The 20,427-nt window shown below is 66.5% G+C and carries 18 protein-coding genes; 6 read left to right on the forward strand and 12 right to left on the reverse strand.

The genetic code is table 11. From position 1 onward, the window contains the following. Nucleotides 1-16 precede the first annotated feature (16 nt). The 3 genes from G370_RS0111280 (at nucleotide 17) to G370_RS01000000120805 (ending at nucleotide 1,402) form a co-directional block, all read left to right on the forward strand. Entirely contained in the window at nucleotides 17-352 is a 336-nt protein-coding gene (locus G370_RS0111280; RefSeq protein WP_019660692.1) for a hypothetical protein, read from the forward strand. 67 nt (nucleotides 353-419) lie between these two features. Next, nucleotides 420-842, forward strand: coding sequence for a low affinity iron permease family protein (locus G370_RS0111285; RefSeq protein WP_019660693.1), 423 nt, complete (start codon nucleotides 420-422; stop codon nucleotides 840-842). A gap of 107 nt (nucleotides 843-949) precedes the next feature. After that, the gene (locus G370_RS01000000120805) at nucleotides 950-1,402 is read left to right on the forward strand and encodes an REP-associated tyrosine transposase (RefSeq protein ID WP_026347092.1); all 453 of its coding nucleotides are present in this window, start codon (nucleotides 950-952) and stop codon (nucleotides 1,400-1,402) included. A gap of 108 nt (nucleotides 1,403-1,510) precedes the next feature. Here G370_RS01000000120805 and smeF read toward each other — a convergent pair whose 3' ends face one another. The 3 genes from smeF to smeD all read right to left on the reverse strand — a co-directional run bounded on the left by smeF (nucleotide 1,511) and on the right by smeD (nucleotide 7,313). Then, nucleotides 1,511-2,896: a multidrug efflux RND transporter outer membrane subunit SmeF gene (smeF, locus tag G370_RS0111295; protein ID WP_026347093.1), complete on the reverse strand. Its 1,386-nt coding sequence runs from the start codon at nucleotides 2,894-2,896 to the stop codon at nucleotides 1,511-1,513. Nucleotides 2,897-2,993: 97 nt separating this feature from the next. After that, nucleotides 2,994-6,116: a multidrug efflux RND transporter permease subunit SmeE gene (gene smeE, locus G370_RS0111300; protein WP_019660696.1), complete on the reverse strand. Its 3,123-nt coding sequence runs from the start codon at nucleotides 6,114-6,116 to the stop codon at nucleotides 2,994-2,996. A gap of 12 nt (nucleotides 6,117-6,128) precedes the next feature. Beyond that, on the reverse strand, nucleotides 6,129-7,313 hold the full coding sequence (gene smeD, locus G370_RS0111305; RefSeq protein ID WP_019660697.1) for a multidrug efflux RND transporter periplasmic adaptor subunit SmeD: 1,185 nt from the start codon (nucleotides 7,311-7,313) through the stop codon (nucleotides 6,129-6,131). Nucleotides 7,314-7,520: 207 nt separating this feature from the next. On the opposite strand from smeD, the gene smeT reads away from it, so the two are divergent. Both smeT and G370_RS0111315 read left to right on the forward strand, forming a co-directional pair. Beyond that, nucleotides 7,521-8,180, forward strand: a complete 660-nt coding sequence (gene smeT, locus G370_RS0111310; protein ID WP_019660698.1) for an efflux transporter SmeDEF transcriptional repressor SmeT — start codon at nucleotides 7,521-7,523, stop codon at nucleotides 8,178-8,180. A 46-nt stretch (nucleotides 8,181-8,226) separates the two neighbouring features. After that, complete coding sequence (locus G370_RS0111315; RefSeq protein WP_019660699.1) at nucleotides 8,227-9,219, forward strand: Gfo/Idh/MocA family protein; 993 nt, start codon at nucleotides 8,227-8,229, stop codon at nucleotides 9,217-9,219. A 96-nt stretch (nucleotides 9,220-9,315) separates the two neighbouring features. Here the strand turns inward: G370_RS0111315 and hslU are convergent, their stop codons facing one another. The 8 genes from hslU to G370_RS0111355 form a co-directional block, all read right to left on the reverse strand. Further along, nucleotides 9,316-10,689, reverse strand: coding sequence for an ATP-dependent protease ATPase subunit HslU (gene hslU, locus G370_RS0111320; protein ID WP_026347094.1), 1,374 nt, complete (start codon nucleotides 10,687-10,689; stop codon nucleotides 9,316-9,318). A 106-nt stretch (nucleotides 10,690-10,795) separates the two neighbouring features. Beyond that, nucleotides 10,796-11,347 (reverse strand): ATP-dependent protease subunit HslV, encoded by a 552-nt coding sequence (gene hslV, locus G370_RS0111325; protein ID WP_005411093.1) that lies wholly within the window; start codon nucleotides 11,345-11,347, stop codon nucleotides 10,796-10,798. 85 nt (nucleotides 11,348-11,432) lie between these two features. Beyond that, complete coding sequence (gene xerC / locus G370_RS0111330) at nucleotides 11,433-12,329, reverse strand: tyrosine recombinase XerC (protein ID WP_019660701.1); 897 nt, start codon at nucleotides 12,327-12,329, stop codon at nucleotides 11,433-11,435. A 16-nt stretch (nucleotides 12,330-12,345) separates the two neighbouring features. Next, complete coding sequence (locus G370_RS0111335; RefSeq protein ID WP_019660702.1) at nucleotides 12,346-13,020, reverse strand: DUF484 family protein; 675 nt, start codon at nucleotides 13,018-13,020, stop codon at nucleotides 12,346-12,348. Continuing rightward, the gene (gene dapF, locus G370_RS0111340; RefSeq protein ID WP_019660703.1) at nucleotides 13,017-13,868 is read right to left on the reverse strand and encodes a diaminopimelate epimerase; all 852 of its coding nucleotides are present in this window, start codon (nucleotides 13,866-13,868) and stop codon (nucleotides 13,017-13,019) included. Before dapF ends, G370_RS0111335 begins: the two co-directional genes overlap by 4 nt. Further along, nucleotides 13,861-14,133 carry an LPS translocon maturation chaperone LptM gene (lptM, locus tag G370_RS0111345; protein ID WP_019660704.1) on the reverse strand — a complete coding sequence of 91 codons (273 nt, stop codon included), beginning with the start codon at nucleotides 14,131-14,133 and terminating at the stop codon, nucleotides 13,861-13,863. The genes dapF and lptM overlap by 8 nt, the downstream gene beginning before the upstream one ends. An 82-nt stretch (nucleotides 14,134-14,215) precedes the next feature. Further along, entirely contained in the window at nucleotides 14,216-14,641 is a 426-nt protein-coding gene (locus G370_RS0111350; RefSeq protein ID WP_019660705.1) for a YbaN family protein, read from the reverse strand. A gap of 54 nt (nucleotides 14,642-14,695) precedes the next feature. After that, nucleotides 14,696-16,807: a S9 family peptidase gene (locus G370_RS0111355; protein WP_019660706.1), complete on the reverse strand. Its 2,112-nt coding sequence runs from the start codon at nucleotides 16,805-16,807 to the stop codon at nucleotides 14,696-14,698. Between the two features lie 205 nt (nucleotides 16,808-17,012). On the opposite strand from G370_RS0111355, the gene G370_RS0111360 reads away from it, so the two are divergent. Then, nucleotides 17,013-18,206 carry a pyridoxal phosphate-dependent aminotransferase gene (locus tag G370_RS0111360; protein WP_026347095.1) on the forward strand — a complete coding sequence of 398 codons (1,194 nt, stop codon included), beginning with the start codon at nucleotides 17,013-17,015 and terminating at the stop codon, nucleotides 18,204-18,206. A 119-nt stretch (nucleotides 18,207-18,325) separates the two neighbouring features. Here the strand turns inward: G370_RS0111360 and G370_RS0111365 are convergent, their stop codons facing one another. Further along, on the reverse strand, nucleotides 18,326-20,422 hold the full coding sequence (locus G370_RS0111365; protein WP_019660707.1) for a prolyl oligopeptidase family serine peptidase: 2,097 nt from the start codon (nucleotides 20,420-20,422) through the stop codon (nucleotides 18,326-18,328). Between the last annotated feature and the right edge of the window lie 5 nt (nucleotides 20,423-20,427).

Here is a 20,427-nt window from a genome sequence, read left to right on the forward strand (position 1 = left end):
ACCGAACTGGATTGTCATGCACGCTGAATTCCCCACCATTCCTCCGGTCATCAACGTAGACGCCGAGCTTGACCACTGGCGCCGCCAGCATGCCGAGGGCGCACTGCCGCACAACTCGTTCGGCTCCTACGTGCCGTGGATCAAGTTCGCCTGTGATTCGCTGATCACCCAGCCGCGCGCCAGCGAGGCCGAACGTGACGAAATGTTCCAGACCCAGTACGCCCTGCAGATCATGCCGCGGCTGAGCGAAGCACAGGCCCGCGAGTTCGTCGACCTCTGCTGGCAGCACGTCTATCAGAGCAGCCCGGTGCGCAGCCTGCAGGCGCCACGACTGCAACGCATGCGCGCCTGACGGCCGCTGCACGGCGCCTCCACGCGCCACTGCCGATCATCCTCGTCACCTGAGTGGGACGACGACGATGAAAGCACGAAACCTGTTCAATACGATCGCCAAGAAGGCCGCGGCCGCCACGGGCTCGCCGTGGACCTTCCTGGCTGCAGTGGCGATCGTGGTGATCTGGGGCATCAGTGGCCCGGTGTTCGGCTTCAACGACACCTGGCAGCTGGTGATCAACACCGGCACCACCATCATCACCTTCCTGATGGTGTTCCTGATCCAGCACACGCAGAACGCGGACACCGCCGCGATGCAGATCAAGCTGGACGAGCTGATCCGGGCAACCGCCGAGGCCAACAACGAGCTGCTCGATCTGGAAGAACTGGACGAGGCACGCCTGGAAGAGATCCGCGCCGAGTACGAGCAGATGGCGCGCGAAGCCGGCGATGCGCTCGCGCGGGTGCGCGCCTGCCATGCAGCGCGGCGCGACGATGAAGCGATCTGACGGTAGCGCCGGGCCATGCCCGGCGAGCGCGATACCCGGAAGAATCCCACACGGGCCATCGCCCTCGGCTGATAACGGCGGACATCCCATCAGTGCAGACTGGCGCCATGTCCAGCCGTCACCTGGAACGCAGCCTCCACTCCCGTATCGGGGGCTACTACGTCCTCACCACGGTCGTACGCCACCGGCGTCCGGTCTTTGAAGATCCACGTTGTGCAACGTGTCTTGTGGATGCATTGAGGTATGTTGAACGCATGGGCCTCAGTCGGTCCTTTGCTTGGGTCGTCATGCCTGACCATCTGCACTGGCTGATGCAGCTGCGCGACGGATCACTGGCGCGCATGATGGGAACGGTGAAATCCCGCAGCAGCCGGTTGCTGGGGCAGCAGTTCGGCATACAGACGCCTTTGTGGCAGCCGAGCTATTTCGATCACGCGGTACGCAGCGAGGAAGCCTTGAGGCGCCATGCGTTGTACATCCTGGGCAACCCCATCCGAGCAGGGTTGACCCTGCATCTCGATGAATATCCGTTTGCATGGTGCCGTTGGCCCATGCGGTAGCGCCCGGCCATGCCCGGCGAGCACGAAGTGCGGTCCGCCCAGACGTCAGGCATGCAGGAACGAAAAGCCGCCGGGCGTGGCCCGGCGCTACCGGTATCGAATTGCTGCTCAGCTGCGCTCGTGCCAGCCACCGCCCAGCACCTTGTACAGCGTGATGCGGTTGACCTGCTGCGCCAGCTGCGCCTGCAGCTGGGTCTGTTGTGCGTTGTAGGCGGTACGTCGCGCATCCAGCAGGGTCACGAAGCTGTCCAGGCCCGCGTCGTAGCGCGCCTGCGACAGGCGGTTGGCCTGTTCGGCCGCTTCCACCAGGCGCTGCTGTGAACGCACCTGCTCGTCCAGGCTGACATTCAACGCCAGCGCATCGGCGGTTTCGCGGAAGCCCACCTGGATCGACTTCTCGTACTGCGCCAGAGCGATATCACGATCGGCGTTGGCGATGGCCAGGTTGGCGCGCAGCTTGCCGCCCTGGAAGATCGGCAGCGTGATCTTCGGCAGGAAGCTCCACACGCGCGTACCGCTGTCGAACAGGTTGGACAGTTCGCTCGAACCACTGCCGATGCTGCCGGTCAGCGAGATGCTCGGGAAGAACGCCGCGCGTGCCGCACCGATATTGGCGTTGGCCGCCAGCAGCTGGTGTTCGGCGGCCATGATGTCCGGGCGCTGCAGCAGCACGTCGCTGGGCAGGCCTGCCGGCGGCGGTGCCAGTGCCAGCAGCTGCGGTTCGATGCCGTCCGGCAGCAGTGCCGGATCGAGCTGGCCACCGGCCAGCAGCGCCAGCGCGTTGCGGTCCTGGGCCAGCTGGCCACGCAGGCGCGCAGCATCGGTGCGCGCGGTCTCGACCAGCGTGCGGGTCTGGGTCAGTTCCAGTGCCGAACTGCCGCCACGCTCGTGGCGGGCCTCGGCCAGGCGCAACGAATCTTCGTAGGTCTTCAGCGTGGCCTCGGCGATCTCCAGGCGCTGCGCGTCGGCACCATACGTCAGCCACGCAGTTGCGGTCTCGGCAACCAGGCTCAACTGCGCGTTGCGGCGGTTGGCGGCCACCGCGAAGTACTGCTGCAGCGCGGCTTCACTGAGATTGCGCACGCGGCCGAACAGGTCCAGCTCGAACTCGGCCACGCCAACGCCGGCGGTGAACTGCTCGCTGACACCGGCATCGGTACCGCGACGGTCCATCTGGCCGGTGACGGCCACGCCAGGCACGCGATCAGCGCGCTGCACGCGGTACTGGCCGCGCGCGCGTTCAACGTTGAGCACGGCCACGCGCAGATCGCGATTGTTCTGCAGCGACTGCTCGATCACCTGCTGCAGGCGCGCATCGGTGAAGAAGTCGCGCCAGCCGACGGCGGCGGCATCGGCCACCTCGCCCTGCGCGGCCTCGGCCGGCCACTGCGCCGGGATCGCCGGGGCGACAGCGGTGTTCTTCGGCACCAGGGTGGAGCAACCTGCCAGCGCGAGCGCGGCGGCCAGGGATACAGCAAGAGAAGAGAATTTCATGGCGACACCTTGGGGGTCACGGTGGTAGCGCCGGGCCATGCCCGGCGGCTACGCGGTGAGGCATCCGCCGGGCATGGTCCGGCGCTACCGGATTTCATCACTCGGCGGTCTTGCGCTTGAACACGCGCTGCACCACCACGAAGAACAGCGGCACGAAGAACACGCCGAGCACGGTGCCGACGATCATGCCGCCGAGCACGCCGGTGCCGATCGCCTGCTTGGCACCGGAGCCGGCGCCGGTGGAGATCGCCAGCGGTACCACGCCCATGCCGAAGGCGAGCGAGGTCATCACGATCGGGCGCAGGCGGTCGCGCACGGCGTGCATGATCGACTCGATCAGGCTGGCGCCCTTTTCCAGGTTTTCCTTGGCGAACTCGACGATCAGGATCGCGTTCTTGCTGGTCAGGCCCACCGTGGTCAGCATCGCCACCTGGAAATAGATGTCGCGCTCCAGGCCCTTGAAGGTGTTGGCCAGCACCGCGCCGAGGATACCCAGCGGGGCCGCCAGCAGCACCGCGGTCGGTACGCTCCAGCTTTCATACATCGCGGCCAGGCACAGGAACACGATCATCAGCGACAGTGTGTACAGCAGTGGCGTCTGCGAGCCGGCCTGGCGTTCCTGGTAGGACATCGCCGTCCACTCGATGCCGAAGCCCGCCGGAAGCTGCTTGGCCAGCTGCTCGATCTCGGCCATGGCATCGCCGGAGGCGACACCCGGGGCCGGTTCGCCCTGGATCTCCATCGCCGACACACCGTTGTAGCGCTCCAGGCGCGGCGAACCGTAATCCCAGTGCTTGGTGGCGAATGCACTGAACGGCACCATCTCGCCCTTGTCGTTCTTCACGGACCAGAGGTCGAAGTCCTCCGGGACCATGCGGAACGGCTGGTCGGCCTGCACGAACACGCGCTTGACGCGGCCACGATCGACGAAGTCATCGATGTACGAGCTGCCCCACGCAGCGGCCAGCGTGCCGTTGATCTGGTCGATCGACAACCCCAGCGAGGTCGCCTTGGCCGCGTCGATGTCGATGCGGAACTGCGGCGTGTCCTCCTGGCCGTTCGGGCGCACGTTGGCCAGCTTCTTGCTGCCGGCGGCCAGGCCGAGCAGCTGGTTGCGTGCGGCGACCAGTGCCTCGTGGCCCTGGCCGCTGTTGTCCTTCAGGAAGAAGGTATAGCCCGAGGCAGTACCCAGTTCCGGAATGGCCGGCGGCGGGAAGGCAAAGATGAAGGCATCCTTGATCTGGCCCAGGGCCGCCATCGCACGACCGGTGATCGGCATCACGCCATTGTCGGCGTCACGCTCGCTCCAGTCCTTCAGCTTGACGAACGCCATGCCGGCGTTCTGGCCCATGCCGGCGAAGCTGAAGCCCTGCACGGAGAACACCGAATCCACCGCATCCTTCTCGTTCTGCAGGAAGTGGTTCTCCAATGCCGCGATCGATTCCAGCGTGCGCTCCTGGGTGGCGCCGACCGGGGCCTGCACCAGCGCCATCAGCACGCCCTGGTCTTCGTTGGGCAGGAACGAGCTGGGCAGGCGCACGAACAGCACGCCCATCAGCACGAACAGTGCCGCCACGATGCCCATGAAGCGCCACGGACGATGGATGATGCCGCGCACACCACGCTGGTAACTTTCGCTGGTGCGGTCGAAGCCACGGTTGAAACCGTTGAAGAAGCGACCGACCAGGCCGCGGTGGGCAACATGATGCTCACCCTTCTTCAGCGGCTTGAGCATGGTCGCGCACAGTGCCGGCGTCAGCACGATCGCCACCAGCACCGACAACGCCATTGCAGAGACAATCGTGGCCGAGAACTGCCGGTAGATCACGCCGGTGGATCCGCTCATGAAGGCCATCGGCACGAACACCGCCGACAGCACCAGGCCGATACCCACCAGCGCACCGGTGATCTGGCCCATCGACTTGCGGGTCGCTTCAAGCGGCGACAGTCCTTCCTCGGACATGATGCGCTCGACGTTCTCCACCACCACGATGGCATCGTCCACCAGCAGACCGATCGCCAGCACCATCGCGAACATGGTCAGCATGTTCACCGAGAAGCCCAGCATCGCCAGCACGCCGAAGGTACCCAGCAGCACCACCGGCACGGCGATGGTCGGGATCAGGGTGGCGCGGAAGTTCTGCAGGAACAGGTACATCACCACGAACACCAGCACGATCGCTTCGAGCAGGGTCTGCACCACGCCCTTGATCGACACGCGCACGAACGGGGTGGTGTCGTACGGGATCTCGGCCTTCAGTCCGGCCGGGAAGAAGCTCTTCATGTCTTCCAGCGCAGCGTCCACGCCGGCCGCAGTATCCAGCGCGTTGGCGCCGGTGGCCAGGGTGACCGCCAGGCCGCTGGCCGGCTGGCCGTTGTAGCGGGTGACGAAGTCGTAGGACTCAGCCCCCAGTTCGACGCGGGCGACATCACCCAGGCGCAGCTCGGCACCGTCCTGCGCGCCGCGCACGATGATGTTGCGGAACTGTTCCGGGGTCTGCAGGCGCGACTGCGCGTTGATGGTGGCGTTGAGCTGCTGGCCCTTCACCGACGGCGCACCGCCGAGCTGGCCGATCGCCACCTGGGCATTCTGTGCCTTGATTGCCGCAGTCACTTCCGCGACGGACAGGCCATAGGTATGCAGCTTGTTCGGGTCCAGCCAGATGCGCATGGCGTACTTGCCACCGAATACCTGGATGTTGCCCACGCCTGGCACGCGGCTCAGGCGATCGACGACATTGGAACCGACGTAGTCGGCGATGTCGTTGGCGTCCATGCTGCCGTTCTCGGACACGAACGCGATGACGTTCAGGAAGCCCGAGCTGGACTTGGCCACGTTGATGCCCTGCCGCTGCACTTCCTGCGGCAGCAGCGGCATGGCCAGCTGCAGCTTGTTCTGCACCTGCACCTGGGCGATGTCCGGGTTGGTGCCGCTCTCGAAGGTCAGGGTGATGGTGGCCTGGCCGTTGGACGAGCTGTTGGAGGAGAAGTAGATCAGGCCATCAAGGCCCTTCATGTTCTGCTCGATGATCTGCGTCACCGAGTCCTCGACCACCTTGGCCGATGCACCCGGGTAGGTGGCGCTGATTTCCACCGCCGGCGGCGCGACGTTGGGGTACATCGAGACCGGCAGCTTGAACAGGGCCAGGCCGCCGGCGAGCATGATGATGATGGCGATCACCCACGCGAAGATGGGTCGATCGATGAAAAAGCGTGCCATGGGGTTCTCCGCTTACTTCGCGTCGCCGGCCGGGGCGGCAGGCTGGGCGGCTGCCGCCGGCTTGGCCGGTGCGTCGCCCTTTTCGGTGGCCCTGACCGGCATGCCGGGGCCGATCTTCTGCAGGCCTTCGACGATGACCTTGTCACCGGCCTTCAGACCCTCCTCGACCAGCCACTTGTCGCCGACCGTGCGGCTGACCTTGACCGGGCGTACTTCGACCTTGTTGTCCTTGCCGACCACCATCGCGGTGGTGTCGCCCTTCGGATCGCGGGCGATGCCCTGCATCGGCACCAGCACTGCATCACTGCGCACGCCGCCGCCGATCACTGCGCGCACGTACATGCCCGGCATCAGCAGGCCATCCGGGTTGTCCACCTTCACGCGCAGGCCGAAGCTGCCGGTGGCCGGATCGACGCTGACTTCGGAGAACTCCAGCGTGCCCTTGTGCTCGAAGGTGCTGCCGTCTTCCATCAGGATGCTGACCGGCAGCGCCTGGTTATCCTGCAGGCGGCCAGCGGCCAGCTCACGGCGCAGCTGCAGCAGCTCGGCCGAGGACTGGGTCAGGTCGACGTAGATCGGGTCCAGCTGCTGCACGGTGGCCAGTGCATTGGCCTGGCCGGCGCTGACCAGCGCACCCTGGGTAACGCTGGACTTGCCGATGCGGCCGCTGATCGGCGCGGTGATGCGGGCATAGCCGAGGGTGACGTTGGCCGCGTCCAGCGAGGCCCTGGCGGCACCGACATCGGCCTCGGCCTGCTTCTGCGCGGCCACGGCGTTTTCCAGGTCCTGCTGGCTGACCGCGTCGACCTTGGCCAGCTCGGTGATGCGCTTGGCGCTCAGGCGCGCGGCGTTGGCCGTGGCTTCGGCGCGGGCCAGCTGGGCGCGGGCGCTGTTGGCCTGGGCGCGGTAGCTGGCGTCCTCGATCTGGTACAGCGGCTCGCCGGCCTTGACCATGCCGCCTTCGGTGAACAGGCGCTTGGCAACGATGCCGTTGACCTGCGGGCGCACTTCGGCGACCAGGAAGGCGTTGGTACGGCCCGGCAGTTCGCGGGTCAGGCCCACGGTTTCGGACTTCAGCGTGACCACGGTGACGTCACCCGGGCCCTGCTCGGGGGCCTGGGGTTGGCCACCGCAGGCAGCCACGGCTGCGGCGATGGCCAGCGACAGTGCAAAGGGTCGGATTCGGCTCAGCAACATGACGGAAAGGCTCTTAGGGCAAGGAATCTCAAATCGCGCTGATACAGGCCGAAAGCGCCAGCAGGCAACGCGCACCAGCGGGGAGTGGGAGCCGGACCGGCCTGCCACGCACACGACGGGAATGATGGGAGCGAAATATACATACATGCTTGTTTGTTTGTAAACCGGTACAATTCAGCCACGTTTCACCCGCACTCGTACCTACCCATGGCCCGCAAGACCAAAGAGGACACCCAGGCAACCCGGGAAGGCATCCTTGACGCCGCCGAAGCCTGCTTCCATGAACACGGCGTGGCCCGTACCACGCTGGAGATGATCGGCGCCCGCGCCGGCTATACCCGTGGCGCGGTGTACTGGCACTTCAAGAACAAGAGCGAGGTGCTGGCCGCGATCGTCGAGCGGGTGCACCTGCCCTTCATGCAGGAACTGGAGCGCACCTCCACCGACCAGCGCGACACCCCGGTGCACGACCTGCGCGCGGTGATGATCCACTCGTTCATCGAGCTGTCCGAGGACGAACGCCTGCGCAAGACCATGGAAATCATGCTGCGCAGCGATGCGTCGGCCGACACCAGGGTCCTGACCGAAATGCAGCAGGCCGGCTTCCGCGATGCGCTGGACCGGATGGAGCGCGCCCTGCGCCGCGCCAAGGACCTGGGCCAGCTGCGCGAGGGCGCCGACCCGAAGATCGCCGCACGCATGCTGCACGCCACCGTGCTGGGCGTGCTGCACGGCGCGATGGTCGAACCGGAACTGATGGACCTCAAGCGCGATGGCATGCTCGCGCTGGACATGACCCTGGCCGCCTACGTGAAGGATGGTGTGTTCGTTCCCGGCACCGTCCCCGAGCCGCTGCCCGAGGCGTGAACGAGGCTGCTCCCATCACTGCGGCACCCCCTGCAAGGGCAGATCGATGATCCTGGACAACGTGGTGTGGGGCTTCATCGGGTGTGGCAGCGTCACCGAGAAGAAGAGCGGGCCGGCCCTGGCCAACACGCCGGGCTCACGGGTAGTGGCGGTCATGCGCCGCAATGCCGCATTGGCCGAAGACTATGCACGCCGCCACGCGATTCCGCGCTGGTACGCGGACGCCGATGCACTCATCGCCGATCCGGAGGTGAACGCGGTCTACGTTGCAACACCGCCCTCCACGCACATGCACTACGCATTGCAGGCGATTGCTGCAGGCAAGCCGGTCTACATCGAAAAGCCGATGGCCATGAACCACGACGAGTGCCAGCGCATCATCGCGGCCAGCGCCCGCAGCGGCGTGCCCGTGTTCGTGGCCTACTACCGCCGTGCCCTGCCCCGCTTCGCACAGGTGAAGCAGCTGCTGGACAGCGGCGCGATCGGTACGCCGCGCAGCGTGCGCGCCACCCTGCATCGGCCACATTCGGCGGCTGCCGCATCGCCGGGCTTCTGGCGAACCAACCCCGCCATCGCCGGCGGCGGGCTGTTCGTCGACCTGGGCTCACACACGCTGGACCTGCTCGACCATCTGCTGGGGCCCCTGAGCGACGTGCGCGGCCTGGCCAGTTCGTTGACCGGCGCCTACGCCGCCGAAGACAGCGTCTCGATGTGCTTCCGCACCGGGGTGGGGGCGCACGGCATCGCGCAATGGAGCTTCTGCGCGTTCCGCCGACAGGACGAGGTCGAGATCACCGGCGACCTGGGGCAGCTGCGCTTTGCCACCTTCGAGGACGTTCCGGTGGTGCTGGAGACCGAAGCGGGCGTGCAGGTATTCGATATCCCGAACCCGCCATCGGTCCAGCAGCCGTTGATCGCCTCCGTCGTGGACGAACTGCGCGGCCACGGGCACTCGCCCTCGAACGGCATCAGCGCCGCCCGCACCAGTGCAGTGATCGACCAGGTACTGCAGGCCTACCGCGCCCGGCAATCGCGCTGAGCGCCAACGCAAAAGGCCGCCCTGCGGCGGCCTTTTCTGTTGCAGCGGATGGAGTCAGGGCCCTCGCCACGGCGAAGGATCCGACCTCGATGCGCACTACAGGATGTAGCGGCTCAGGTCCGGGTCCTGCACCAGCTCACCCAGGTGTGCATCGACGTAGGCGCTGTCGATGGCCAGGGTTTCTCCATCGCGGTCCGGTGCCTCGTAGCTGAGCGAATCCAGCAGGCGCTCCAGCACCGTATGCAGGCGGCGCGCGCCGATGTTTTCCTGGCGCTCGTTCACCTGGAACGCGATCTCGGCCAGGCGCTCGATGGCATCGGCAGTGAAACTGACCTTGACGCCTTCGGTGGCCAGCAGTGCTTCGTACTGCTTGGTCAGCGCCGCCTTCGGTTCGGTCAGGATGCGCACGAAGTCGCCCTTGCTCAACGCGCCCAGCTCAACGCGGATCGGGAAACGGCCCTGCAGCTCCGGAATCAGGTCGCTGGGCTTGGCCAGGTGGAACGCGCCCGACGCGATGAACAGGATGTGGTCGGTCTTGATCGTGCCGTACTTGGTGGACACGTTGGAGCCTTCCACCAGCGGCAGCAGGTCGCGCTGCACGCCTTCGCGGGAGACATCGCCACCGCCCACGTTGTCGCCGCGCTTGGCAACCTTGTCGATCTCGTCGATGAAGACGATGCCGTGCTGCTCGCAGGCCTCGATTGCCGCAGTGCGGATATCGTCCTCGTTGACCAGCTTGCCGGCCTCTTCCTCGATCAGCAGCGGACGCGCGGCCTTGATGGTCAGCGTGCGCTTGTGCGCCTTCGCGCCGCCACCCAGGTTGGCGAACATCGACTTCAGCTGCTGGCCCATTTCCTCCATGCCCGGCGGGGTCATGATGTCCATGCTGACATTGGCCGCCAGGTCGAGCTCGATCTCACGCTCGTCCAGCTCACCGTTGCGCAGCATCTTGCGGAACTTGATGCGGGTCTCGTTGTCCTGCGCCGACGGTTCGTTGCGGGCGACTTCAGGATCGAAACCGATGCCGCCGCTACGACGCGGCAGCAGCGCATCGAGGATGCGGTCTTCGGCGCGTTCTTCGGCCTGGGTACGCACGCGCACCTTGGCCTGTTCGCGATAGAGCTTGACCGCGGTGTCGGCCAGGTCGCGGATGATCTGCTCGACGTCCTTGCCGACGTAGCCCACTTCGGTGAAGCGCGTGGCTTCGACCTTCACGAACGGCGCGTTGGCCAACGTAGCCAGGCGGCGCGCGATCTCGGTCTTGCCGACGCCGGTCGGGCCGATCATCAGGATGTTCTTGGGCATCACTTCATTGCGAAGCTCCGGCGCCAGCTGCATGCGGCGCCAGCGGTTGCGCAGGGCGATGGCCACGGCACGCTTGGCGTCGTGCTGGCCCACGATATGCCGGTCCAGTTCCTGCACGATCTCGCGCGGGGTCATGGTGGCGGAGGATACTTCGATCTTCGACATGGATGTGCTCACGAATTCGTTGTCTACGATGCCGGAACCGAACGGCCCCGGACGGTAGCGCCGGGCCATGCCCGGCGAATCTGGAATGTCTGTGACGGGTTCCCCGTCACAGCTCCTCGACCACCACGTTGCGGTTGGTGTAGATGCAGATGTCGCCGGCGATGCCGATCGCTTCACTGGCAATCGTGCGCGCATCCAGTTCGGTATGTGCCATCAGCGCGCGCGCAGCCGACAGTGCATACGAGCCACCGGAGCCGATGGCGATGATGCCGTCCTCCGGTTCGATCACATCGCCGGTGCCGCTGATGATCAGCGAGGTTTCCTTGTCAGCCACGGCCAACAGGGCTTCAAGCTTTCCGAGGCGGCGCTCGGTGCGCCAATCCTTGGCCAGCTCGACCGCGGCGCGCTGCAGCTGGCCGTGCTTTTCCAGCTTGGCCTCGAACAGCTCGAACAGGGTGAAGGCATCGGCCGCGGCGCCGGCGAATCCGGCCAGCACCTGGCCGTCGCGGCCAAGGCGGCGCACCTTGCGCGCGTTGCCCTTCATCACGGTGTGGCCCAGCGTGACCTGGCCGTCGCCGGCAATGGCCACGTGCTCGCCGCGACGGACGCAGACGATGGTGGTGGCGTGGAAAACGTTGGGGTTCTGACTGGGGTCCATGATGCCTCCGGGGTGACAGAACCAGAGGTGGGGACTGCGCTGCGCCCTTCAAGCCACCCGCGACCGGCCGCCGCAGGGGCAACGTTCAGCTTTCTCCGCTGCCGTCGTTGCTGCGTCGGCGCTTCGCGCGCGGGTGCGCGGCGTCGTAGACCTTGGCCAGGTGCTGGAAATCGAGGTGGGTGTAGATCTGCGTGGTAGCGATGTCGGCGTGGCCGAGCAGTTCCTGCACGCCGCGCAGGTCACCGGACGACTCCAGGATGTGGCTGGCAAAACTGTGCCGCAGCATGTGCGGGTGCACCTGCTTGAACAGGCCCTGGCGCTGCGCCAGCTGGCGGATGCGGATCTGTACCGCACGCGGGCTGATCGGCCCGTTGCGGCCGGGGAATACCGGCGAAGACGGGCCGCCACCACTTTCCGCGCGCCACGCCTGCAGCGCTTCGCGCGCCGGCCGGCCGAACGGCACCCTGCGCTGGCGGTTGCCCTTGCCCAGCACGTTGACCAAGCCGCTGTCGAAATCCAGATCGCGCCAAGTCAGCGCGCAGACTTCGCTCAGGCGCAGGCCCGAGGAATAGAACAGCTCCAGCAGCGCGCGGTCACGCCGGCCGAGGTCGCCGTCCGGCTCCAGCTCGACCAGCTGCACGGCCTCATCGGCATCGAGAACCTGCGGCAAGCGGCGCGGCGCGCGCGGGGCCTTCAACGTCGCTGCCGGGCTGGCCTCGATGCGTCCGTGCTTGAGCAGCCAGGCGTAGAAGCTTCGGCAGGCCGACAGGCGGCGCTGCAGGCTCTTGGCCGACAGGCCGCGGCGATGCTCATCGGCCACGAACTGGCGCAACGCTTCGGCATCGAGTGCCTCCACGGCTACGCCACGCGGCTCGGCCCAGGCCGACAGCGCGTCCAGGTCGCGGCGGTAGGCGTCGAGTGTGTGCGCCGACATCCGCCGCTCCACCTGCAGATGCTGCAGGAACGCCTGTACCGCGCTCATCGCCGTCGTGCCCTGCTCAGCTCGGGAAGCGCTTCAGGCCAGTGGCCAGGGCGTCGCCCATCATGCGCAGGAACAACGTGCCCATGCCCGGGTAGAAACGGTTCGGATCATGGCTGCCGACCGCGATCAGGCCAACCCCCGGCAGCGGCAGCAGCGCGGTGGTCTGCACCTCCTCGCTGCGCGCGCCGTACAGCACGGCGTTCTTCTCCGGCTGCAGGCGGCCGCAGATCGGCTCGCCGTCCTTCAGGCAGTCGCGGAACGGGCCCAGTTGCGGATCATCGGCGGCGATCACCTGCAGCCAGTCGGCCTGTTCCAGCCCGGCCACCGGCGCATGCACCACCAGCCGCACCAGGTCGCCGGCGAAGTCTTCCTGCAACGAAGCGGCCATCGCACGCAGAGTGTCGGCCGCATTGTCCTGCTTCATCAGTGCCAGGGTCAGCTGATGCGTGCGCACCGCCAGCCGCTCGTTGACCTGGGCGGTCGCGCCCAGGTCGGCCAACCGTCGCGCCAGCTCGCGGTTCTTCTCGCGCAGCACTTCCAGCTGGTAGCTGGCCAGCGATGCGGTCGGGCCGTCATCGCGCGGCACCACCAGGGTCAGGGCCAGGTCCGGGAACTGTTTGAGGAAGCCGGGATGACGCCGCAACCAGGCAGCGACTTCGTGGGCCCCGAGCTTGTCGACGGTTTCGCTCATGCCATCCACTCCCCTTCGAAGACGAATGCGGTCGGGCCGGCCATCACCACAGGCTGGCCATCCCCCGGCCACTGGATGCGCAGGTCACCACCGGGCAGGCTGATGCGGGCATCGCGCTGCAGGCGGCCGCGCTGCATCAGGGTCACCGCAGCGGCGCAGGCGCCACTGCCACAGGCCAAGGTTTCGCCGACGCCGCGCTCGAACACGCGCAGGCGGGCGTGCGCCGGGCCCATCACCTGGGCGAAGCCCACGTTCACCGAGCGCGGGAACGAGGCATGCTGCTGCAGCAGCGCACCGACGCGCTCGACCGGCGCAGCATCGATCAGGCCGACTTCGATCACCGCATGCGGGTTGCCCATCGACACTGCGGCGAAGCGCACGCTTTCGCCCTGCAGCGGCAGCAGGTATTCCTCGCGCGGATGGGCGAAGCCCATCAGCGGCACGTTGGCCGGCTCAAAGGCAGGCACGCCCATGGTTACGGCGAACTGTCCGTCACCGAGCACCTTCACTTCATGGCTGGCCAGCGGGCTGTCGATGACGAACGCATCGCCCTGCGCACTCCCTTGGCGCACCAGCCAGGCCGCGATGCAGCGCGCGCCATTGCCGCACTGCTCGGAATTGGAACCGTCGGCATTCCAGATGCGGTACGAGGCCACCGAGCCTTCCGCACGCGGCGCTTCGATGGTCAGGATCTGGTCGCAGCCGACGCCGGTGTGGCGGTCGGCAAGGCGCGCGGCCAGTTCGGGCGTAGGCGGCGCGGTGCCGTCACGCAGGTCGATCACTACAAAATCATTGCCCGCGCCGTGCATCTTGCTGAAGCGCAGCGCCGTGGAACTGGCCTTACTCATCCCCGCTGCCCGCCTTCTTCGCTGGCGCGGGTGCCGGCTGAGTGGTCGTTGCAGCCGGGTCGACGGTCGTGGCGGGGGCAACGGCGCCCTGGGCCTCCGCCGGGGTCGCCTCGGTGGCGGGCTCGGCAGCGGGTTCGACGGTTTCTTCCACCGGCACCGGCTTCTGCGGCAGTACCAGCGGGCCCTTGTTGCCGCAGGCGGCGAGGAGCAGCAGCGGGGCCGCTGCCAGCGGAATCAGGATGGCGTTTCGATGGGGGATCTTCATGGCCCGAGTATAGCCATTGGCGGCTGAGCGGTTGGTGCAGGGAATCGGGTTGCCGGCCAGCGGCCGGCACTACCGCAGGCGCTCAATCCTCGGGAGGCGGAAGCGGCCGCGTCCACAGCCAGATCGCCACCACGGTCATGCTGCCGATCGAGAACCACTTCACCCAGGCAATCGGTACGCACCACAGCATGATGGCGGCGCATACCGCCATGGTGATCGTGGCCATCCACTTGCCGTAGCGGCTGACCGCCCCGTGTGCCTGCCAGTTGGCGATGGCCGGGCCGAAGCGTGGATGCTGCAGCAGCCAGTTGTGCAGGCGCTCGGAGCCACGCGAGGCGGCCCAGGCCGAAATCAGGATGAATACGGTGGTCGGCAGGCCCGGCACGAAGATGCCGACGATGCCGGTGCCGAGGCTGACATACGCCAGCAGCCACCACGCCCAGCGGAAACGCACCACGCGCGGAGGCGTGGCGGCATCGCGAGGGGCGGAAGGATCTGGCGCGCTCATGGCCGCAAGGATACCGGTTCAGGGTGCCAGGCAGCGCCCGGCACCCTGTCGCGATCACGGCTGGGCGATGCCCAGCTGCTGCAGCACGAACGCGTACGACTCGGACAGCTCGCGGTAGCGCTGGAAGCGCCCCGACTTGCCGCCGTGGCCGGCTTCCATGTTGGTGCGGAACAGGATCGGGTAGTGGCCGGTGTTGTCGTCACGCAGCTTGGCCACCCACTTGGCCGGCTCCCAGTACTGCACCTGCGAATCCCACAGGCCGGTACCCACGAACAGCGCCGGGTACGCCTGCCGCTTCACGTTGTCGTAGGGCGAGTAGGACAGCATGTAGTCGTAATACTGTTTCTGTTCCGGGTTGCCCCACTCGTCGTACTCATTGGTGGTCAGCGGAATGGTCGGGTCGAGCATGGTGGTGACCACGTCGACGAACGGGACCTGCGCCACCATCACCCGGTAATCCTGCGGGGCCTGGTTGGCCACCGCGCCCATCAGCAGGCCGCCGGCGCTGCCACCGGACGCGGCCACGCGATCCTTCGCCGCCCAGCCCTGTGCGACCAGGCCGCGGGTGACGTCGATGAAGTCGTTGAAGGTGTTCTGCTTGTGCAGCAGCTTGCCGTTCTCGTACCAGTCGCGGCCCATTTCCTGGCCGCCGCGGATGTGGGCGATGGCATACACCACGCCGCGGTCGAGCAGGCTTACCGCGGTCTGATTGAAGTACGGGTCCATCGACATCCCGTAGCTGCCATAGGCGTACTGGAACAGCGCGCCCTTGCCATCCTTCTGGTAGCCCTTGCGGTAGACCAGCGACACCGGCACCTTCACGCCATCGCGCGCGGTGATCCAGACGCGGTCGGTTTCGTACTTCGACGCGTCATAGCCGATCACCGGCTGCACCTTCAGCTGGCGGCGCTCACCGGTGGCGGTGTTCAGTTCGAACACGGTGGTGGGGGTGGTCATCGAGGTGTAGACGTAGCGCAGCCAGGGCGTATCGGCCTCGGTGTTGTCGCCCAGGCTCATCGAGTACGCTGGCTCATCAGCCTTCACGTAGTCGCTGCGGCCATCCTTGAACAGCAGGCGGATGCGTTCCAGGCCCTCGGAGCGTTCGGCGATGGCGGTGTAGCCATCGAACAGTTCGAAGCCTTCGATGAACACCGCATCGTCGTGCGCGATCCAGTCCTTCCACTGCGCACGCGAAGTGGCATCGGTCGGCGCGGTGACCAGCTTGAAGTTCTTCGCGCCGTCGTTGGTGCGGATCACCCAGCGGCCGTCGTAGTGGTCGGCATCGTACTCGACGTCACGCTGGCGAGGGGCCAGCACGGTGAACGTGGTCGGGTCGCCGGCCGGTGCGTAGCGCTCTTCCGAGGACACGGTGCTGTGCACGCCGATGGTGATGAAGCGATCATCGCGGGTGCGGCCGATGCCCATGTAGAAGCTGTCGTCCTTCTCTTCGTAGACGACGGTGTCGGCGCTGGCTGGAGTGCCCAGCACGTGCTTCTTCACGCGCACGGTCAGCAGCGTTTCCGGATCGTTCTCGACATACAGCACGGTGCGGTTGTCGTCGGCCCAGACCAGGTCGCCGGAGCTGCCGGTGATCACATCGGGCAGCACCTTGCCGGTGGCCAGATCCTTGAAGCGGATCGTGTACTGGCGGCGGCCCACATCATCCTCGGCCCAGGCCAGCAGCTGGTTGTCCTGGCTCACTTCCATCGAGCCGACGCTGAAATAGCCCTTGCCGGCGGCCATGGCGTTGACGTCCAGCAGGATCTCCTCGGCGGCCTCCATGCTGCCCTTGCGGCGCGCGTGGATCGGATAGTCCTGGCCGGTCTCGAAGCGGCTGTAGTACCAATAGCCGCGCTCACGCGCCGGCACGCTGGAATCATCCTGCTTGATGCGGCCGACGATCTCCTTGTACAGGGTGTCTTCGAGCGGCTTGAGCGGCGCCAGCACCTGGTCCGCGTAGGCATTCTCGGCCTGCAGGTAGGCCAGCATGTCCTTGTTCTCGCGCTTGTCGTCGCGCAGCCAGTAATAGTCATCGTTGCGGGTCGCGCCGAACGGCGCCTTGACCACATGCGGATGCTTGGCGGCATCCGGCGGAACAGGCGGAGTGGCGGCGGTGGCAGTAGTGGTCATCAGGCTGGCGAGCAACAGGCAGAGAGTGGATTTCATGTAGTGGGGTTCCTTGAACTGCAATGCAATGGCGTCCTTGTGCCCGAGTCTGGGTTGCAGGAGGGCTGCGGGCAACCCTGCGGATCGTCATGGGGAGTGCCGGCCGCTGGCCAGCAACCTCACGAACCCGGAGACGGTCGGAATGCCGGCCGGCGGCCGGCACTACCAGAACGCATGACCCAGACGCGCGGCGTACCATGGGCACATGAGCACCCTGCCCCACACGCCGGGCTACAGCCGGCGCAGCCATGAAATCGCTCCATTCCACGTGATGTCCCTGCTGGCCCGCGCACAGGCGCTGGAGCAGGCCGGCCACGATGTGATCCACCTGGAAATCGGCGAACCGGACTTCACCACCGCCGAACCTGTCGTGCGCGCCGGCCAGGCCGCATTGGCCGCCGGTCATACCCGCTACACCGCCGCACGTGGCCTGCCGGCTCTGCGTGAGGCCATCAGCGGCTTCTATCGCAGCCATTACGGGCTGGATATCGACCCTGAACGCATCCTGGTCACACCGGGTGGGTCCGGTGCGCTGCTGCTGGCCAGCAGCCTGCTGGTCGATCCCGGCCGCCACTGGCTGCTGGCGGACCCCGGCTATCCGTGCAACCGCCACTTCCTGCGCCTGGTGGAAGGCGGTGCGCAACTGGTACCGGTCGGGCCGGAGACCGCCTACCAGCTGACCCCGTCACTGGTGGAACAGCACTGGGATGCCGACAGCGTCGGCGCGCTGGTCGCCTCACCGGCCAACCCGACCGGCACCGTGCTTTCCGCCGACGATCTGGCCGCACTGTCGCAGGCCCTGCACGCGCGGGGCGGCCACCTGGTGGTGGACGAGATCTACCACGGCCTCACCTATGGCCTGGATGCGCCCAGCGTGCTGCAGGTGGATGACAGCGCGTTCGTGCTGAACAGCTTCTCCAAGTATTTCGGCATGACCGGCTGGCGGCTGGGCTGGCTGGTGGCACCGCCGGCCGCGGTACCGGACCTGGAGAAGCTGGCGCAGAACCTGTACATCAGCGCCTCGAGCATCGCCCAGCATGCCGCCCTCGCCTGTTTCAGCGAGGAATCGATGGCGATCTTCGAACAGCGCCGCGAAGCGTTCCGCCAGCGTCGCGACTTCCTGCTGCCCGCACTGCGTGAGCTGGGCTTCCGTATCGAGGTCGAGCCGCAGGGCGCGTTCTACCTGTACGCAGACGTCAGCGCGTTCACCGACGATGCGCAGGCGTTCTGCGCCCACTTCCTGGAAACCGAGCATGTGGCATTCACGCCCGGGCTGGATTTCGGCTTCCATCGTGCCAACCAGCACGTGCGCCTGGCCTATACCCAGGAGGTGCCGCGATTGCAGGAGGCGGTGGCGCGGATTGCGCGCGGATTGAAGCGTTGGCAGGGATCACGTTGACGGTAGTGCCGGCCGCTGGCCGGCAACGGCATCATCCACGCATTCCCGGTTTGCCGGCCAGCGGCCGGCACTACCGGATAAAGAAAAACGCCGCCCTGGGGCGGCGTTTTCCGTTCTGCTTACTTGCCGCCCAACCGCTCCCACAGGAAGCTGTAGGCCAGCGCCGACATGTGTGCGGCCTGCGCGTTGTTGGCGGCGCCGCCGTGGCCACCTTCGATGTTCTCGTAGTAGGTCACGTCCTTGCCGGCGTCGATCATCTTCGCCGCCATCTTGCGGGCATGGCCCGGATGCACGCGGTCATCGCGCGTCGAGGTCGTGAACAGCACCGGCGGGTACTTCTTCTTCGCATCGAACAGATGGTACGGCGAGAAGGTCTTGATGAACTCCCAGTCGCTGGTATCCGGGTTGCCGTACTCGGCCATCCACGATGCGCCTGCCAGCAGGTGGTTGTAGCGCTTCATGTCCAGCAGCGGCACCTGCACCACCACCGCACCGAACAGCTCCGGGTACTGGGTCAGCATGTTGCCGGTCAGCAGGCCACCATTGCTGCCGCCCTGCACGCCCAGGTGCCTGGCGCTGGTGATCTTGCGCTTGACCAGATCGCGCGCCACCGCGGCCATGTCTTCATAGGCCTTGTGGCGGTTCTGCTTCAGTGCCGCCTGGTGCCAGCGCGGCCCATACTCGCCACCGCCACGGATGTTGGCGACCACGTACACGCCGCCCTTTTCCAGCCAGGCGCGGCCCATGCCACCGGAATAGCTCGGGGTCAGCGAGATCTCGAAGCCACCGTAGCCGTACAGCAGGGTCGGATTGGAACCGTCCAGCTTCATCGCCCGATCGTGCACAACGAAGTACGGCACGCGGGTGCCATCCTTGCTGGTGGCGAAGTGCTGCTCGATCGCCTTGCCCTTGGCATCGAAGAAGGCCGGCATGGTCTTCAGCGTTTCCGGGGCCTGGCCGATCTCGGCCAGCGCCAGCGTGGTCGGGGTCAGATAGTCGGTGGCCGTCAGCCACACCGCGTCGCTGTCATTGCTGTCGACCGCAGCCACGCCCAGCGTGCCGAAAGCCGGTGCACCAACGAAGCGGCTGGTCTGCCAGCCATTGGCGCCCGGCGTCAGCACCGACAGGCGGTTCTTGACGTCGTCCAGCACGTTCAGCACCAGATGGTTCCTGGTCCAGGTGGCGCTGGCCAGCGAGGTGGTCGCGGTCGGGGTGAACAGCACGTCGAACTCGCGCTTGCCGGCCAGGAAGTCATCCAGCTTGGTGGCCAGCAACGAACCGGACGCATAGGTCTTGCCCCCGACAGTCCACGGATCACGCAGCTCCAGGGTCAGCCATTGCTTGTGCAGGCCCTTCTCGGCCGAATTCGGCGCGTCGATCTTGGTCAGCGTGCCATCGTCACCGCGCAGGTAGATCTCGTTGTTGTAGAAGGCGAGCGTGCGGCTGACCAGGTTGCGTTCGAAGCCCGGAGTGTCATCGTGCGTCGCCGCGATGTACATGTCTTCCGGCTTGCCTTCGTACACCGTCGTGGCCGAGGCCATCGGAGTGCCACGCTTCCACAGCTTGGCCACGCGCGGGTAGCCGGAGGTGGTCATCGAGCCGGCACCGAAGTCGGTGTAGACGAACACGGTATCGCGGTCGATCCAGTTGAGGCCGCCCTTCGACTCCGGACGGAAGAAGCCATCCTTGATCCAGGTCTTGTTGGCCAGGTCGAATTCGCGGGTGACGTCGGCATCGGCGCCGCCGCGCGACAACGCGATCAGGCAACGGCTGTAGTCCGGGCGCAGGCAATCGGCGCCGTGCCAGACCCAGTTCTCACCCTCGGCCTTGTTCAGTGCATCCAGGTCGAGCACGGTTTCCCACTGCGGCGAGGCCTTGCGGTATTCGGCCAGGGTGGTGCGTCGCCACAGGCCACGCTCGTGCTGCTGGTCCTTCCAGAAGTTGTAGTAGTAGTCGCCGATCTTCTGCACGGCGGGAATCTTGGCATCGGAGTCGAGCACCTCGCGGATGCTGGCTTCCATCTGCTTGAAGGCCGGGGTCTGCGCAAGGCGCGCCTCGGACTTGGCGTTCTGTTCCTTGACCCAGGCCAGCGGCTTGTCGCCGGTTACGTCTTCGAGCCAGGCGTAACGGTCGGTGTCTTCAGCGGCCACGGCGGTCCCCACCGAGGCAGCGGTCATCATGCCAGCCAACAGGCAGGCGGAAGCGAATCGTGACATTGCAG

Source organism: Stenotrophomonas hibiscicola ATCC 19867 (assembly GCF_000382065.1).
GTDB classification, from domain to species: Bacteria; Pseudomonadota; Gammaproteobacteria; order Xanthomonadales; family Xanthomonadaceae; genus Stenotrophomonas; species Stenotrophomonas hibiscicola.

Bases quoted from the DNA above. Each gene is read 5' to 3' on its own strand.
- G370_RS0111280 (WP_019660692.1), top strand. From the start codon at position 17: ATGCACGCTGAATTCCCCACCATTCCTCCGGTCATCAACGTAGACGCC.
- G370_RS0111285 (WP_019660693.1), top strand. From the start codon at position 420: ATGAAAGCACGAAACCTGTTCAATACGATCGCCAAGAAGGCCGCGGCC.
- G370_RS01000000120805 (WP_026347092.1), top strand. From the start codon at position 950: ATGTCCAGCCGTCACCTGGAACGCAGCCTCCACTCCCGTATCGGGGGC.
- smeF (WP_026347093.1), bottom strand. From the start codon at position 2,896: ATGAAATTCTCTTCTCTTGCTGTATCCCTGGCCGCCGCGCTCGCGCTG.
- smeE (WP_019660696.1), bottom strand. From the start codon at position 6,116: ATGGCACGCTTTTTCATCGATCGACCCATCTTCGCGTGGGTGATCGCC.
- smeD (WP_019660697.1), bottom strand. From the start codon at position 7,313: ATGTTGCTGAGCCGAATCCGACCCTTTGCACTGTCGCTGGCCATCGCC.
- smeT (WP_019660698.1), top strand. From the start codon at position 7,521: ATGGCCCGCAAGACCAAAGAGGACACCCAGGCAACCCGGGAAGGCATC.
- G370_RS0111315 (WP_019660699.1), top strand. From the start codon at position 8,227: ATGATCCTGGACAACGTGGTGTGGGGCTTCATCGGGTGTGGCAGCGTC.
- hslU (WP_026347094.1), bottom strand. From the start codon at position 10,689: ATGTCGAAGATCGAAGTATCCTCCGCCACCATGACCCCGCGCGAGATC.
- hslV (WP_005411093.1), bottom strand. From the start codon at position 11,347: ATGGACCCCAGTCAGAACCCCAACGTTTTCCACGCCACCACCATCGTC.
- xerC (WP_019660701.1), bottom strand. From the start codon at position 12,329: ATGAGCGCGGTACAGGCGTTCCTGCAGCATCTGCAGGTGGAGCGGCGG.
- G370_RS0111335 (WP_019660702.1), bottom strand. From the start codon at position 13,020: ATGAGCGAAACCGTCGACAAGCTCGGGGCCCACGAAGTCGCTGCCTGG.
- dapF (WP_019660703.1), bottom strand. From the start codon at position 13,868: ATGAGTAAGGCCAGTTCCACGGCGCTGCGCTTCAGCAAGATGCACGGC.
- lptM (WP_019660704.1), bottom strand. From the start codon at position 14,133: ATGAAGATCCCCCATCGAAACGCCATCCTGATTCCGCTGGCAGCGGCC.
- G370_RS0111350 (WP_019660705.1), bottom strand. From the start codon at position 14,641: ATGAGCGCGCCAGATCCTTCCGCCCCTCGCGATGCCGCCACGCCTCCG.
- G370_RS0111355 (WP_019660706.1), bottom strand. From the start codon at position 16,807: ATGAAATCCACTCTCTGCCTGTTGCTCGCCAGCCTGATGACCACTACT.
- G370_RS0111360 (WP_026347095.1), top strand. From the start codon at position 17,013: ATGAGCACCCTGCCCCACACGCCGGGCTACAGCCGGCGCAGCCATGAA.
- G370_RS0111365 (WP_019660707.1), bottom strand. From the start codon at position 20,422: ATGTCACGATTCGCTTCCGCCTGCCTGTTGGCTGGCATGATGACCGCT.